A 15,210-nucleotide genomic window follows, 5' to 3' on the forward strand; every position below is an offset into this window, starting at 1 on the left:
CGGCGTATTTTCTACAGGTACTTCTTGAAACTACTGGCGGCGATATTCATTGCCACCCCGAGCATTGCTGCACTCGGCAGCAGGATCACCAATGGGTGCAAGGAAACCGGCAAAGCCAGGTAAGTCACCCACGGTAACACCGCCAGCGGCATCAAGGCCGCCTTCGCCCGGTGGTAGACGAAGCCCGATTCCCGCCCGGCGCCGAACTTGCGGATGTCGCGGCGAACCAGTCCATCGACCAGGCCGACGAAGGCCGCGAGCAGGAACAGCGGCAGCGTGAGCACCAAGACCAGCAGGCGGACGATGAACGTCAGTACGGTGAAGCCGGCGGCAATCAGATAGCGCTCGGTCCAGACATAGACCTGGGCGAGGTAATAGCGGAAGTCTCGGTGCGCGCCTTGACTGGGTGCGCTGGCCTGCGCCGAGGCGTCGCGCATCCAGTCCAGTGCGTATTCCACGCGATGGCGGACACGATTCCATGCTGATGGCGGACAGTGTTCCAGCGTGATGGCGGACAGTGTTCCACGCTGAAGGCGGACAGCATTCCAAACTGATGGCGGACACCTGCGGGGTGTTCTGAGTGACCCGAACGCGGCATACGCTGCCCGGTTTTTTGACCGGAACCAGCGATGCCCACACCCAGGGTCACCATGAGCAAACTACGACACACACTGCAACTGCTGCACCGCGGGGCCTTGAGCACCCGTCAAATCGGTGCCGCCCTCGGCATCTCCAAATCCACTGTCAGCGAGATAGCCAGCTACGCGCGCGTGGCCGGCGTGGACTGGGCACTGGCCCAGAGCCTGAACGACGACGAACTCCAGGCCCGGCTCTACAAGCCACCCGTGGCGCGCGAGTCCCGGCACCTTGAACCCGACCACGCCCACATCCACCGCGAACTGCGCCGACCTGGCGTGACGCTGCAGTTGCTTTGGGAGGAATACCAGCAACAGCACAGCGGGCAGGCGTACAAGTACAGCGCCTTCTGCGAGAAGTACAAGGCCTGGGCCCGGCGCCTGCAGCGCTCCATGCGCCAGACCCACACGGGCGGTGACAAGCTCTTTGTGGACTACGCCGGCCAGACCGTTCCCGTGGTGGATGCCGACACTGGCGAGATACGCCAGGCCCAGGTCTTCGTGGCCGTGCTGGGCGCATCGAACTACACCTACGCCTGCGCCACCGCCAGCCAGAAGGCCACCGACTGGGTGGCCAGCATCATTAGCGCGCTGGAGTTCATCGGCGGCGTGCCCCGCCTGCTGGTGCCTGACCAGCCGCGCGCCCTCATGGCCCGACCCGACCGTTACGAGCCCACCGCGCACCGCCTGCTCGAAGAGCTCTGTGCGCACTACAGCCTGGCCGTGATGCCCGCGCGCCCGGCCAAGCCACGCGACAAACCCAAGGTGGAGGTCGCTGTGCAGGTGGTCGAGCGCTGGATTCTGGCCAGGCTGCGCCACCAGACCTTCTTCAGCCTGGCCGAGCTCAACCGGGCGATTGCCGCCTTGCTGGTGGACTTGAACCAGCGCGCGTTCAAGAAGCTGCCGGGCAACCGCACCAGCGCCTTCGCCGAACTCGACCGGCCAGCCCTGCGCCCCCTGCCGCCGGTGCGCATGCCCATCGCGCGCTTCAAACCCGCCCGCGTCAACATCGATTACCACGTTGAGCTCGATGGCCACTACTACTCGGTGCCCCACGCCCTGGTGGGTGAGCCGGTGGAGTTGCGCATCACGGCCGGCACGCTCGAAGTCCTGCACGGCAGCAAACGCGTGGCCGCCCACGCCCTCAATCCCCGACGGGGTGCACACACCACCACGCCCGAGCACATGCCGGCCTCGCACCGGGCGCACCTGCAGTGGACGCCGGCCAAGCTCATCGCCTGGGGTGAGCGCGTGGGCGCGGCCACCGCCGCCGTGGTGCGCTGGCAGATGGAGCACCGCCAGCATCCCGAGCAGGGTTACCGCTCCTGTCTGGGCCTCATGCGCCTGGGCCGTGAGTACGGGGCTGACCGGCTGGAGGCCGCCTGTGCGCGGGCGCAGTCGATTCGCTCACCGTCCTACAAGAGCATCGCCTCCATCCTGGGCTGCGGCCTGGACCAGCGGCCGCTGGATGCGCCGATGGCCGCACAGGCGAGCCTGCCGCTGCACGAGAACGTGCGCGGGCCGGGCTACTACCACTGAACTCCAACGTGCAAGCAAACCTAACAAGGAAGAACCATGCTCAACGAACAGACCTTGAACCAACTGCGCGCCCTGCGCCTGGACGGCATGGTGGCCGCCCTCAGCGACGCGGCCACCCACATCACGGCCAGCGAGCTGCCCTTTGAACAACGCCTGGCGCTGCTGGTGCAGCGCGAGGTGGACTGGCGTGACAGCAAGCGCCTGGAGCGCCTGTTGAAGGCGGCCCGCCTGAAGGTCTCCAGTGCCTGCCTGGAGGACATCGACTGGCGCGCCAGCCGGGGCCTGAGCCGAGAGGTCATCACCAGCCTGGCCGGCGGGGACTGGCTGCGCCATGGCCACAACGTGCTGCTCACCGGCGCCACCGGGTGCGGCAAGACGTGGCTCGCCTGCGCACTGGGGCAGCAGGCCGCGCGCCTGGGCTTCTCGGTGCTCTACACCCGCGCGCCACGGCTGCTGCAGGAGCTGCACGTGGCCCACGGCGATGGCAGCCTGGGCAAACGGCTGGCGCAACTGGCGCGGCTGGACCTGCTCATCCTGGACGACTTCGGCATCGCGCCGATTGCCGCGCACGAGCGAAACGACCTGCTGGAATTGCTGGACGACCGGGTGGGCACGCGCTCGACGCTCATCACCAGCCAGTTGCCGGTGACGGCCTGGCACGCCTGGCTGGACGAGCCCACGCTGGCCGACGCCATCCTGGACCGCATCGTGCACGGCTCGCACAAGATAGCCCTCAAGGGCGAGTCGATGCGCAAGCTCACCAAGGCCGTCTGAGCCGGCCGCGCCGACCGCCATTCCACGCTGATGGCGGACACTTCGGCTACGATTTGAGCGTCACTCAGGACACCCGCGCAACGTGTCCGCCATCGCCTGGAACGCTGTCCGCGATGGGAATGGAATCACTGTCCGCCATCAGTGGAATGCGCAAGTCCAGCAAGCCCGTCTTCACGAAAACCCACTCGTAGGTGCCCTCCACCAGCCAGCGCGCGGTGCGTCCCGGCTCCTGCACGACGGCGCTCCGGGTGAAATGGGTGGAGAGCTGGTTCAGTTCGTAGTCGAGCATGCCCTGCGCGTGGCGCCAGCCCTGGTCTGGCCAGAACAGGTGCATACCAACGCATTCAATGACGATGGACAGCAGCAGCGAGGCGACCAGCACGCCGAACAGGCGCCATGGCAGCGTGACCACGCTGGCGACCAGGCCGCGTTGGCGTGCCTGCTGTCGCTCGGCGGTCGCGGCGGGCTCTTTCACGATGGGGCCTCGTCATCCGGCGTGCCTTCTTGCCCTTCCTCCGCCAGATTCGCTGGCAACGCGTCGTCGTCGTCGTGCAACGGGGGCTGCCCGTTGCCCTCCCACCATTCGCCCGCCTCGGCGTAGTGCTGGCGCATGTAGCCGGCCAGTTGCTGCAGGTCCCGGGGCATGGCTTCGTCCGGATCGGGCGCCGGCAACGGCATGCGAACCTTCCACAGGTTACCGCCTTCGATGAGGGCGAAGCACTGCCCCTTGGGCAGGCCGACCACGTGCGCAGGCTCGATGAGCGGCACGCTCGACGTGCTGATGCGGTCCTGCGCGTTGCTGGTGAAGTCGGTCGGGCCGTGGATGTCGGAACTGTCGGTGGCGCCGCTGACCAGGGTGGTGGTGTAGACCTCCACCTTCGGCAGTTGTCGTGTCAGCAGTTCGGCGGTGGCGGTCTCGCGCACCCGCAGCATGAACAGGTTGTTGAAGTTGCCGATGACCTGGCCGGCCTTGGCGCGGTTGCCGATGCGCGCCTCGATGTCCGAGAGCGTCTGCGTATAGGCCGTGACCTGCATGCCCGCACCGCCACCCTTGTTGATGAGCGGGATGAACTCATCGCCCATCAGTTCGTTGAATTCGTCCGCATGAACGTTGATGGCGACCTTGGCATTGGCCGATGCCTCCGGCAGGCCATCGTCGATGCCGTGCTTGTAGATGTGCCCCGCCACCGACACCAGGTCGCTGAACATGCTGTTGCCGACGGCCGCCGCCACTTCGGCGTCGGACAGCGCATCCAGTCCCACATAGACCACGGCCCGCTTCCTGATGATCTGCATCCAGTCGAAGATCGGGCGCGGGTCGGACAGGTCGGAATAGTTCGGCGCGAGCAGTTGTGCGATCTTGCCGGTGGTGAGCTTCTCCAGCAGCGGCAGCAGCGAAGCGACGATCTTGTCGAAGTAGGTGCGGTCGTAGCGCACGGCGGAGCGCAGGCCGTCGAGCACCGCGTCATAGGTTCGCGTCTGCGACAGATACTGCTCCAGTGCCACCACCCGCTTCTCTCGCCCGACCATGTGGCGCGGGATGGTCTTGTCGTTGAGGCGTCCTTCGAGCTGGACGATCACCTCCCAGGCCTTGGGCTCGGTTCGGGCGAAGAAGTGCTGGGCGTACTCGATGAAGAGCGCGTCGATATTGACGACGTGCCGCTGGATCAGCAGGTAGTCTGGCCGCTGCCCCAGTTCCACCAGGGCGCGCGCGATGATGTTGACGAAGCGCCAGGCGAACTCGCGGAACGCGGCGCTGTTGCCCTCGCCGGAAAGCTGCCCCGCAATGCGGGTGGCGACTTCCGAGATGCGCCCGAACCGGCCGACGGCGTTGTAGCGTGCCGAGATGTCGGGCCAGCCCAGGTGAAACACGTACATCTCGCCCTCGCGTCCGGCGCGCCTGGCCTCGACATACATGCGCTTGAGCAGGTCGGCATCGCCCTTGGGGTCGAAGACGATCACCACCTCGTGCTCGCCATGGACCTTGCGACGGATGTCCTGCGTGATGAACAGTTCGGCCAGGCGCGTCTTGCCCACGCGCGTGGTACCGAGCACCAGGGTGTGGCCCACACGCTCGCCCAGCGGCAGGGTGACGTCGGTCTCGTGCGGCTCGATGCCATGCAGGCGCGGCATGCCACCCACTGGCGGCAACGGCCGGACCGGGTTGAGCGGGCTGTCCCAGGCCAATGCCCGCGCCAGCCTGGGCAGCGGCGGCGACGCGAATTCCAGCCGCTCCTCCAGGCGGCGCGCCAGCCGGTAGAACGTCGTCGGTTCGGCATAGCGCCGGAACTCGGGCTTGTAGGTCTGCGTCAGCCGATGGGTGTGTCGTTGTTCCCAGCGAAAGCCACGCCCAACGAACAGGCGGTACTGGCTCACCGGCACGTCGCGGCTCGTCATCACGTAGCGTGGCAGACGACGGATGTGGCGGCGGTAGCGCAGGATGGCCCAGGCGTCGCGCAGGCGGACCGCGCCGAAGGCCAGGAAGGCCAGCGCGCTGCCGAGGCCGAGTACCGGATTCAACGCGAGCGCCCACGGTGCCACCACGCACACCACCGCGGCGCCTGCGCATACGGCAACGGTGTATAGCTCCACCGCTGGCCGCAGCAGGACTTCGACGGCGTGCGGCTGGGCCATCGGGCGGTCCTCACTGTTCGATGCCGGTGGCGGTCACCAGCACCGGGTAGTGGCGCAGGCCCAGGCGCCTGGCCAGTTCGTCCCCGGACGCCGGCGCCAGCATCAGCCCGGGCGCCAGGGAACGCAGTGCCGCAAGTGCCTGCGGTGACTCGACCTGGACCACCAACCCCACAGCCCCGAGCTCGCGCAACGACGGGGCACGCTGGCGCAGCCAGGCATGGGAGCGCTGGTCATCACCAACCAGGAACATCGGCGTGAGCCCCGGCGCCTGGATCGCCCGGGGAGCCACATCGCCAGGGGCCAAATGGGCAGAACGCACCGGCAGCATGGCCGCCTCGCCGGAAGGCCCTTCGGGCAGGCGTGGCATCTCGATCCTGGGAGATGGCCTGCTTCCGGTGCGCGGTTTCAGGTCCAGGGCTTGGTAGTAAGGCAGCGCGGAGGCACCGCCGTGATCCTCGACGACGATCAAGGGCGGCGATTGCGCGAAGGCGGCTGGCACGGACACGAGCGGCAGCAAGCCGACCAGCCACAGTGCAGCCGGACGGAAGGTTCGAGGCTTCATGGCAGGGTTCTCCGGGGATCCTCGCCCCGCGCTGGCTCGCCCAGTAGGCGGGCCAGGTGACGGCCAACGCTTTGGCGGTAGCGCGCAGCGGGTGCGCCACCAGCGGGGCGGTGGTAGCGGCCGATCGTGATCAGCCAGTCCTGGCCCGGCGCGTGCTGCTCGCGCAGGATCTGCGCGGCCAGCGCCAGGTTCCGATAGGGATCGAGCAGTTCGCAGGGGTGGTCGTAGCGGTGGCGCTGGTAGCCCAGGTTGATCTGGCTCAGGCCGGCGTCGATGCGGGTGCGCGGCACGTTGCGCAATGCCCGTTGCAGGCCGGCGCAGGCCTCGGCACGGGTGGCGAACCGATGCGATGCCCCGGCCACGTTGAGCGTCCAGGGCCAGGGCACGAGGCGGTCGTGGTACCGGGTGCCACTCTCCTGCAAGGCCACCGCGTACAGCACCGCAGGCGGGATGCCCGCACGCTGCGCTGCGAGTTGGTAGGCCGGCGGCGGGACTTCCTGCGCCTTCGCCTGGCCGAGTGACCAGCAGGCCAGCAGCGCGAGCGCGAGACGCCCCAGGCCTACTGTCGCTGCCATTGGCCGCCGACCTGGCGCACGATGGCGGGCAGTTCGCCTTGCAGGCCAAGGGACAGCCAGCGCCCACCATCGTGGTTGAGGGTGATGTGCCGGGCGCGCACTTTCGCCGGGTCGATACGGGCCCGGCGTGCCCATTCACGGATGCGCGCGTCGTCGGCGCGACTGCCGACGACATAGACATCGAACTCGACGCCCGACGCCTGCAGCCGCTGCACGGCCTGGTCGCAGGCGGTGCATCCGTCCTTCACGAAGACGGCGGTTCGGTCGGTGCCCGATGCGATGGAGGTGCCCACGCCGGCCGGCTTGGCACCGGGCAGGTTGACCCGCGCCATGCCCGGCGCGATCCGCTGCCAGGCGGCGTCGTAGGCACGCTGGTAGGCCAGCGTCTTCTCGACCCGCCGGGCTTCGGCCCGAACCTGCAATTCCGCGTAGCGGCGGCGCTCCTCGTCGGAGCGTGCTTCGATCCCGAGAGCCGTGAGCGGGTCGAGGCTGGGCGAGTAGACGCCCAGCGGCCCCTGCATCAACTCGCGATAGCGCGTCCATTCGTCCGTGCGCAGCCCCCAGTCCTGCGCCCGCTGTTCGTCGCTGCGAGCGATGGCCGCAGGCGCCTCGCGGCTCGGCGCCGTCCTGGCCGCGGTGGTTGCGCTGGTGTGCTGGGCAAGCGCCGCCTGCGCGGCGGAGGCGGCCAGCAACGCAGCCAGCAATTGCGGGATCAAGTGGCGCGGGACCATTGGCGTGGACCTCCCTATCGGGGTGGGATGGGCAGCCGGCGGATCTCGTCGCCCCGCCGGAAGACGGCGCCATCGCGCGCGATGCCGTCCAGTCGCCAGCCGCCCTCCGACTCTCCGGCGCGCAGCAGGCGGACATCGGCCATCCCGCTGCCACCGACAGGCATCACCGACACGAAATGTTCTTCCGCACGCAGTTCCACTCCGATCAGGCGGAATGCAGGCTCAGCAGGCTGGGGTTGGGCCGGCACGGGTTTGGATGGCCGTGGTGCGGGCGGTTTGGGCTGGTGCGAGACCGGGCGGGCTTCCAGTCGCGTGACTCGGGTTTCCAATGCGTGCAGCGCATCGGTGGCGGCGTAATAGGCCTGCGCCAGCTCGATCGCCGCCAGCCGTTGGTCCAACGCCGCAGTGTCCTGCTCGTAGCGCGCCTGCGGCAAGGCGGCGGGCTGAGTATCGCGTTGTTCGATCCGATGCGAGAGGCCATCCACTCGGGATTCGAGCAGGGACACCTGCGCGGTGGGCGCGAAGGCCTGGGTCTGTTCCGCCAGCCCGGACAAGGCCATGTGATCCACCAGCACCACCGCGCTGACGAGCAACAACCAGGTTGCGGCCGCGACCCGCAGCAGCGTCGTGCGCTGGCCCGTCGCCGAGTCCCGGATGGTCATGGCGAAACCTCCCGGATCAGCGGAGGGGGCTCCGCCGAACGGTTGATTTCCGGTGGCTTGGGCTCGTGCGGCGTACGAGCCTCCCTGAGCCTGCGGATGAAGCACACCTTCCGATCGCCGTCGTCAACCTGCAGATCCCAGGCGGGGCCGGCCAGGGTCAAGAGCGCGTCGCGCAGCAGGACCGGGCCGAGCCGGTAGTGAGCCGCCGGCAGCGGCAAGGCCAGCAGATCGGCGGACTGCTCATCGCACAGCCGGTAGCCGGAACGCAGGACGAGGTGCCGGAGGGCATCCCCGACGGTGGCGCCCAGCGTGCCGGGGACCTCCACATCCACCACTTGCAGCAACAGGTCGTGCTGGGCCGCCGTCGGCGCGAGTTCGACCAGGGTGTAGCGGCCATACCGTGTCACCGGCACGAACTCCGTCACGGCTTCGGGCGCGATGTCGGTGGCTTCGGATGCGGGCGTCGGTGGCACGGCGTTCGTCATCGCGCAGCCGCTGGCCATGGCGGCCAGGAGCAAGCCGGGCAAACAAATCAGATGGCTGCGTCCGGCGATACGGAAGGGCTGGCGGGATGGGCGCATGGATCGGTGTCCTGAACAACGAGCCATCACCATCGCCGCGCCGGCCCTCTGCCGCAGCAAACAAAGCGAATCCATCGGCTCCCGATTTGCCAGGAAAAATGCCGGCGACCATAGGGCCGCCGGCATGCAACGCATGGATCATGCCGCCACGAGTTGTCGTGCCAATGCCACCTCGACGGAATCACCGTCCTGGTTCAGGACATCGAGCCCGGACTCCGGCACGTCGCCCGACGTGCTTTGCGACACCATGATCTTCCGGGCCATCAACCCCAGGCAGGTCATCTGCGAGGAGTTGGCGTAGCCGAGGTAGATCACGCGCACCGGCTGCTTCTGGCCGATGCGCCATGAGCGCCGGGCGGCCTGTTGCAGCGAGTACACGTTGTACCCGCTCTGGAGGAACACGATGGTCGGGAACTCCAGCAGGTCCAGGCCGGTTTTCACCAGTTCGGGATTGGTGATGAGCACGTCGATGCCTCGGTCGAGCTGCTCGGCGATCCAGTCTTCCCGGCGGGAGGCATCCACGCTCGCGCGCAGTACCGCCACCTTGAAGCCTTCCTGCTCCAGCAGCACCTTCAAACGCGACGTGGTGTCGCGCGTGCCGGTATAGACCGAATAGACCAGGGTCTTGCGACCTTCTGCCTTCTCCCGCTTGCAGATCTCGATCAGTTCGCGCTCCTTGGGCATCACCTCCAACTCGTTGAACTGAGCCGGTACGAACGCCAAGGTGTTGCGCGTGCGTGGATGCACCACGGTTTCCGACCGGAAGCACGTGTCTGGCCAGGCCAGCAGAACGTTGAGGACCACGCCGAGCAGCGTCGTGTCGCGCTTCGCCAGGGCCTGCTTCAGCTCCTGGGTCAGCCGACCCGCCAGATCGCGGTAGGCCGCGGCTTGCGCCGTGTCCATGGCGACTTCGCGGAACTCCTCGTCGTAGGGCGGCAGCACGTTGCCACCGATGTCCTTCAACTTGAGAAAGACGGTGAACGGCAGGACGCAACGCAGCACGCCCTTCGGACCGAAGCCCGGCGCCTTGACCGTGCGCACCGATACCTTGGTGCCCTTGGCCGTCTTGTGCGCCGTGCCCGTGCTCTCGGAATAGATGTCCTTGAGCACGCCGTGATCGCGCATGAACGCCATCGCCGCCGACGTCATGCTGCCGCTCTTCGTCGGCCGGTAGCCGTCTTCGATCATCCGCCCCGGCAGGGCTCGGAACAGCAGGTGGAACAGGTCGTCGCCGTAGCCACCCATCAGCGTGCCGGTGAGCAGCAGCGTCTTGCGCGCCTTGGCCGCCAACACCCCCATGGCCTGGCCCTGGGCGGAGCCGCCGTTCTTGTACTCGTGCGCCTCGTCGGCGATGAGCAGGTCGAACGTGCCTTGGGGAAGCTGTCTCTTGATGAACTCGGACGGCTGGTAGCCGCCTCCGCCGAAGCCGAACTCCATGTTGGCCATCGCACGTTCCATCCGGTGGGCTTGCCGGTCCGAGAAGACCAGTTCGCCGTTGCCATCCATCAGGTTGATGAACTCGTGGATGTTGTCCCCGAGCATCGACGCGAGGAAGGCGTCACCGAACTTCTGCATCAGCTTCTGCGCTGTCACTTCGCCAATGGTTGGAATACGCTTCAGTGCCTTGAGCACGGTCGAGGACTGGTCGCTGGCGGACAGGCCTCTGGGACGGATCAAGGACCACAGCGGTGCACGGCAGTGGCTGCACTTGCGGCGGAACTCCTCGGCTTCCAGCTCGGCCGGGTTGATCGGCTCACCGTCAAGGTCGGTGATGACATGCCCGCAATCCGGGCACGCCCCCACGTCGCCATGAGGCGTGCGCCGGCGAACGAAGACAGGTTTCCAGTGGAACCCCATCCGCATCCGCACGCGCCCCAGGACGAAGAACTCCTGGCCCTGCGCCGGCACGCCCAACTGCTCGCGCAGTTTCAGGAGCTTGACCAGCGTGTCCGGTCCATTGAGCACCCAGACCTTGGCGCCGGCCACCGTCTCCTGGATTTCGCGCCGCCACTTGTAGACCAGGTGGGGTGGCGAGAGCACCAGGGTACGGCGGTAGCCTTCGGCGTTGAGCACGGCGGCGGTGGCAATACCCACTGTCGTCTTGCCGCAGCCCATCTCGCCATTGACGATCGCGGCACGTTCGCCGCGGTCGACCAACAACTCGGTGACGGCGTGGACCACATCGGCTTGCGCCGGGAACAGCTGGCGCTTGAGCGCGGTGAGGATCAGTTGCCGATGCACCCGCACCTGGCCGGTGTAGACCGGAGGATTGGCGCGGTTGAGCGAATCGAGCAGTTCGTCGCCGAACTCCGATACGAAGTCCTGCAGGCTGAGCGTGAGGGGTGAAGCGGCCGCTTCGAGCAGGTCGCCCTGCACAGCGGTTTCGGGAACGGTTTCGAGATCGAGGGACATGGTGATGCTCCAAAGAAGATGGGGCATGCACCTCCCCCACGGGGCGTTGACATGCCCCTGGGTGGGAAGAAAGTAGCGGCGCGAGACCGCTGGATGCGGATCAGTACTCGCTGGGCAGCAGCAGCGTGGTGACGCTGCGATCCCATTCGGTGATGATCCAGAGCTTCAGGTCGCGCGTGACCTGGTAGGACGAAAACAGGCGATCCTCACTGGACTTCAGCGCGGCGTCGTTCTGCCGCCGATCGCTGTCGTCCAGGTCGCCCCAGTCGCCATGAAGATGGCGGCGCAGGTACGGCGTGGGGTTGAGCCGGCCCTGTCGGACCAACTTGTCGACGCCGGCGGTCATGACGACCTGCCCTGGCGAAAAGCGGGCTTGTGATGCGAGGTGGAGGATTGCGAGTGCCATGGTGGTTTCTCCTTGTGGACGAAGGGGCCACGGCACCCCCATCGGGGCAACGTGATCCCGGTGGGTGGATGAAAGCGACGGCGAACCGTCAGGGAACAGGGATCAGCGGATGGTCAGCACCTCGCCCCGCGTGGCGGAGCCCGGCGTCAGATCCCATGCACGAATGACCGGCACGAACTTGTCGGTGAGGATGCGCGTCTCGGCCACGGAGCCGTCGTCGCGTTCGGTGTATTCCGTCTGGAGGGTCTTCTCCTTGTGGGTATCACCTTTGACGACGAGCACGCGCCCGCTCTTGGACTTCACCACGCCGGAGATCGCGCCTGCGGCCAAGGCCAGGGCGAGATGCCAGTGCGACAAGGCCCGCGCGGGCGGACGCAGCGATTGCTGCGCGGCGCCCAGGTGCGTATCGAGCGCCGGCCAGAGACCTTGCAGCCGGCCGACTTCATCGGCGAACTGCTCGGGCTCCATCGTCACGCGATAGAAGTGCTCCGGCTCGGCCGGGCTGGCAGGGACGGTGTACGGCAGGAACGGCCATTCGAGCGGCAGTTCCTCGGCCTCGGCGTCGCCCTGTCCGATCTGCAGCAGCAGACCGCGCACGGCCTTGACCGACTCCGACGCCTGGTCGCGCTGGCGAATCCGACGGCCGAAGATCACCACCTGCTTGAACTGCGTCTCCACCGCACGGTAGATACGCAGGTCGGCGAAGTGGCGCGTCAGCCATCCGACCAGTTCGGCGTCGAGCACGTAGGACGGCACGATGAAGACCAGCACGCCACCGTACTGCAGCAGCGGCAGCGCACGCTGGTAGAACAGCTTTTCCAGCCGCGCACGGCCCTGGCCCTGATAGCCGATGTTGCCGTTCACGTCCTTGCCCAGGTCGCCATACGGCGGGTTCAGCCACAGCAGCCCGAAGGACTGGCGCGAGATCAGCGTGTCCATCAGGTCACCTTGGATGCAGCGATCGATCAGTTGCCGTGCGTGGCGGGCACGCTCGGCGTCGTACTCGACGGCGAAGGCCTGGACCTGCTCGCGCCCGAGGGCGTGGGCGGCTTCGGCGATCGCCACGCCTTCGCCGGCGCAGGGATCGAGGATGGCCATGGCGCCGGGAGACGGCGCCAGTGCGGACAAGGCCCGCTCCAGCGTCTGCTCGTCGGTGGGGAAGTGGCCGTTACGGATGAAATTGCGCGCCAGGCGCGGAAACATGAGTGCCATGGATTTCTCCTGGTGATGGATGAGGGAAGGCGGGCACGCGCGGCGCGCATGCCCGTGGGGATGGCTCACGCCACACGCCGAAGCGGTGCGTTCGCGGCCAGTTCGTACTGCGTGGCGCCGAGGGTGCCGTTGCGGATCAGCTCGCCCAGCGCCTTCGTCAGCGCCGGGACATCGAGGGCCAGCCGATGGCCTTCCAGCGGCCCGAGGGCCAAGGGAAGACCGGTCAGCATCCGTCGTGTCTGCAACAGCTCCAGCACGGTGTCGCGCCAGTGGTCGAGCAGTGGCAGCGGGCAGGTGTCCTGCACCAGCGTCCACAGCCGGTCAAGCCGGCGGGCGGAATCCCTGGGCAGAAGCGCCAGCGCGCTGGCGTTGGCCTTGTCTGGCTTCACGCAGCGACGATCGAACAGCCACACATTCGTCAGCGAACCGAACAGCGTTCGCCGATAGGCGCGGGTGATGCGCTTTTCCAGGTTCTCGACGTTGCCGACGAAGACCGGGATGGATGCGCCCTGCTCGGTGATGACGTGGAACTGGTCCAGCCCCTGTTCGTCCCGGCCGAGGGTCAGGCGGGCGAGGAACTCCTGAACGGCGGTGTCGCGCGCCCAGATCGAGAGAAAGACGAGATTGCCCTGCTCGTCACCGACGCAACCGTCGGCCATGAGGTCGGGGCATTCGTCGATGCGGTACAGCGGTTTCGCGGAAGAAAGTGCAGGCATGGTGATGTCCTCTTGGAGATGAAGGAGCGACCACAGCCCGCGGGGCCATGCTCGCCCCGGTTGGGTGAAGGAAGGTGCGTGCCGCTAGACGGCGCGCCCCGTGTGGAAGCGGCGAACCCGCTCGCGCCACTCGGGGCTTTGCACCGGCGCCATGTCGAGATAGCGCAGCGGGCACGAGTAGTAGTACGGATGCACGGACTCATCGAGGGACTTGTAGCCCCAATCGCCTCCCGAGCTTTCCAGCAGATGGCAGCCGATGTAGCAAGCGGACTCACCGGCCGCGAGGCCCATGACGCCCGCCTGCCTGGCGGTGATGCGAACCACGGTCCACAGGACGTCGCCGTCCAGTGTGTGGTCGATGACTTCGCAGCAAGCGCGTTCGGACGCCTGCGGAGCGAGCAGCTCGCGGATCAACTGATCGCGCGTCTGACGAACGAAGGTCCAGCCCATGAGGGTCTCCTTGAAGAAAAGGCCGGAGCCCTCCCCGTCGGGGGAGAACCCCGGCGGGTGGCGGAATGCCGCGCAAGGCGGCGGATGGATCAGGCAGCTTGGAGGTGCCAGTCCTGGGACAACGGAGCGAACTCGTAGCCCAGCTTGTCGAGACGGTCGCGCTGCTGACGCAGCACACGACGATCCACGGTCGCATCGAGCTTCACGGTCTCGCCCAGGGGCCACAAGGCACCGAACAGCGCCGCGTCGTCTGCCTCGGCCGAGGCCGCAGCGGACACGGGAGCCGGTTCGCTGCCGAACGGCGTGGTATCGACCAGGGGATCGCGCGGACTGCGCGGCTTCGCCTTCGGCTTGGCCGGGGGCGTCGCCGGCACGGGCGCCTGCGCTTCCTCGTCGATCGGATCGACTTCCTGCGGACTCAGCCAGCGGGCTTCGTCGCGGCTCAGGGCGTCGATGTTGGACAGCGTCATCCCGCCCAGATGGGCGCGGATCTCGATGACCATGCGGCCGTTGGCGTTGTACGTGGAGGGGCGAATCTCGACGATGACGAAATCACCGTCGTACTTGCCCTCGCGGTACTGATCGAGTTCGGCGTTCTTCACGACGAACTCGCCGATCGAGGTCGCCAGGCGGCCGACGTTGAAGTCGCCGTTCCTGCCGTGGATGGTCTTGATGGCCAGTTGGCCGGGGATGGTGATCATGAAGGTCTCCTGCTGACGAAGAGAAGACAAGGCCCCGGGGATGGGGCCTTGCGGATCAGAACGACTCGGCAACGGCCAATGCGGGGGCATCGGCTGCGTCGTCGGCAGCATCGGCGACGGGCTCAGAAGGCTCCGGTGCCGAGGCTTGCTGCGCAGCGGGCGCGTCGGACGTCACAGGGACTTCCGGCTCGCGCTCGTCGGTCTCGGTCGGCTTGGGTTCGGCCTTGTAGACGAGCTTGCCGTCGACCTTGATCCAACTGACGAACAGCAGGCGGGCCTTGAGGCTCACCCCCTGCTCGCCGGCACGCTTGCCCTTGGAGTAGGTGAAGGTGTCGGTCCACAGGTCGCCCAGGCGGAAGCCGATCATCACCTTCTTCTCGGCGTCGACCGCCTGAATGCAGCGGCGCACCAGGTGCTGCGCTTCCGATCCCGATACGCGCGTGTCGAAACGCACATACGAGACGTCATCGCTGGGACCGTTCAGGGCTGCGATGTCGCAGGCCAGGAACGCATCGCCTTTCTTGGGCTTCACTTCGCGGATGCGATTGAGATACCCGAGGCCGGTGATGTGCAGATCGAAGTAGGACTTTTCGGTGGAAGTGGTCATGGTGAATCTCCTG

At 67.1% G+C, this 15,210-nt stretch carries 15 protein-coding genes and 2 pseudogenes; 2 read left to right on the forward strand and 15 right to left on the reverse strand.

From position 1 onward, the window contains the following. Nucleotides 1-11: 11 nt before the first annotated feature. Nucleotides 12-416, reverse strand: a pseudogene (locus AC5P6X_RS01345) (TIGR03747 family integrating conjugative element membrane protein); the annotation flags it as partial. A 213-nt stretch (nt 417-629) separates the two neighbouring features. Between AC5P6X_RS01345 and istA the strand changes: the two are divergent. Beyond that, nucleotides 630-2,174, forward strand: a complete 1,545-nt coding sequence (istA, locus tag AC5P6X_RS01350; protein ID WP_086250723.1) for an IS21 family transposase — start codon at nt 630-632, stop codon at nt 2,172-2,174. A 36-nt stretch (nt 2,175-2,210) separates the two neighbouring features. Continuing rightward, nucleotides 2,211-2,948, forward strand: a complete 738-nt coding sequence (istB, locus tag AC5P6X_RS01355) for an IS21-like element helper ATPase IstB (protein ID WP_011805003.1) — start codon at nt 2,211-2,213, stop codon at nt 2,946-2,948. 154 nt (nt 2,949-3,102) lie between these two features. Here istB and AC5P6X_RS01360 read toward each other — a convergent pair. The 14 genes and pseudogenes from AC5P6X_RS01360 to AC5P6X_RS01425 all read right to left on the reverse strand — a co-directional run. Further along, a pseudogene (locus AC5P6X_RS01360) lies at nt 3,103-3,423 on the reverse strand (IncC plasmid conjugative DNA transfer DtrJ family protein); the annotation flags it as partial. Beyond that, a complete protein-coding gene (traD, locus tag AC5P6X_RS01365; protein ID WP_329756923.1) occupies nt 3,420-5,582 on the reverse strand; it encodes a type IV conjugative transfer system coupling protein TraD in 2,163 nt (720 codons plus the stop codon). The gene traD and the pseudogene AC5P6X_RS01360, both read right to left, overlap by 4 nt. A 10-nt stretch (nt 5,583-5,592) precedes the next feature. Then, nucleotides 5,593-6,144 carry an integrating conjugative element protein gene (locus tag AC5P6X_RS01370; protein WP_329756924.1) on the reverse strand — a complete coding sequence of 184 codons (552 nt, stop codon included), beginning with the start codon at nt 6,142-6,144 and terminating at the stop codon, nt 5,593-5,595. Then, nucleotides 6,141-6,719 carry a lysozyme family protein gene (locus AC5P6X_RS01375; protein WP_329756925.1) on the reverse strand — a complete coding sequence of 193 codons (579 nt, stop codon included), beginning with the start codon at nt 6,717-6,719 and terminating at the stop codon, nt 6,141-6,143. The genes AC5P6X_RS01370 and AC5P6X_RS01375 overlap by 4 nt, the downstream gene beginning before the upstream one ends. Beyond that, on the reverse strand, nt 6,704-7,450 hold the full coding sequence (locus AC5P6X_RS01380) for a TIGR03759 family integrating conjugative element protein (RefSeq protein ID WP_329756926.1): 747 nt from the start codon (nt 7,448-7,450) through the stop codon (nt 6,704-6,706). Before AC5P6X_RS01380 ends, AC5P6X_RS01375 begins: the two co-directional genes overlap by 16 nt. Before the next feature lie 14 nt (nt 7,451-7,464). Beyond that, a complete protein-coding gene (locus AC5P6X_RS01385) occupies nt 7,465-8,112 on the reverse strand; it encodes a hypothetical protein (protein ID WP_329756927.1) in 648 nt (215 codons plus the stop codon). Then, nucleotides 8,109-8,693 carry a PFGI-1 class ICE element type IV pilus protein PilL2 gene (gene pilL2, locus AC5P6X_RS01390; RefSeq protein ID WP_329756928.1) on the reverse strand — a complete coding sequence of 195 codons (585 nt, stop codon included), beginning with the start codon at nt 8,691-8,693 and terminating at the stop codon, nt 8,109-8,111. The genes AC5P6X_RS01385 and pilL2 overlap by 4 nt, the downstream gene beginning before the upstream one ends. Before the next feature lie 138 nt (nt 8,694-8,831). After that, the gene (locus tag AC5P6X_RS01395) at nt 8,832-11,105 is read right to left on the reverse strand and encodes a helicase-related protein (RefSeq protein ID WP_495215292.1); all 2,274 of its coding nucleotides are present in this window, start codon (nt 11,103-11,105) and stop codon (nt 8,832-8,834) included. A gap of 100 nt (nt 11,106-11,205) precedes the next feature. Next, nucleotides 11,206-11,511, reverse strand: a complete 306-nt coding sequence (locus tag AC5P6X_RS01400; protein ID WP_329756930.1) for a hypothetical protein — start codon at nt 11,509-11,511, stop codon at nt 11,206-11,208. Nucleotides 11,512-11,613: 102 nt separating this feature from the next. Then, nucleotides 11,614-12,723: a DUF6094 domain-containing protein gene (locus AC5P6X_RS01405; RefSeq protein WP_329756931.1), complete on the reverse strand. Its 1,110-nt coding sequence runs from the start codon at nt 12,721-12,723 to the stop codon at nt 11,614-11,616. 65 nt (nt 12,724-12,788) lie between these two features. Then, nucleotides 12,789-13,439, reverse strand: a complete 651-nt coding sequence (locus AC5P6X_RS01410; protein ID WP_329756932.1) for a hypothetical protein — start codon at nt 13,437-13,439, stop codon at nt 12,789-12,791. A gap of 84 nt (nt 13,440-13,523) precedes the next feature. Further along, a complete protein-coding gene (locus AC5P6X_RS01415) occupies nt 13,524-13,889 on the reverse strand; it encodes a hypothetical protein (RefSeq protein WP_329756933.1) in 366 nt (121 codons plus the stop codon). An 89-nt stretch (nt 13,890-13,978) separates the two neighbouring features. After that, nucleotides 13,979-14,590: a DUF3275 family protein gene (locus tag AC5P6X_RS01420; RefSeq protein WP_329756934.1), complete on the reverse strand. Its 612-nt coding sequence runs from the start codon at nt 14,588-14,590 to the stop codon at nt 13,979-13,981. A 55-nt stretch (nt 14,591-14,645) separates the two neighbouring features. Beyond that, a complete protein-coding gene (locus tag AC5P6X_RS01425) occupies nt 14,646-15,197 on the reverse strand; it encodes an STY4534 family ICE replication protein (protein WP_004255052.1) in 552 nt (183 codons plus the stop codon). Nucleotides 15,198-15,210 lie beyond the last annotated feature (13 nt).

Source organism: Stenotrophomonas sp. YJH_SMC_40, from assembly GCF_059368615.1.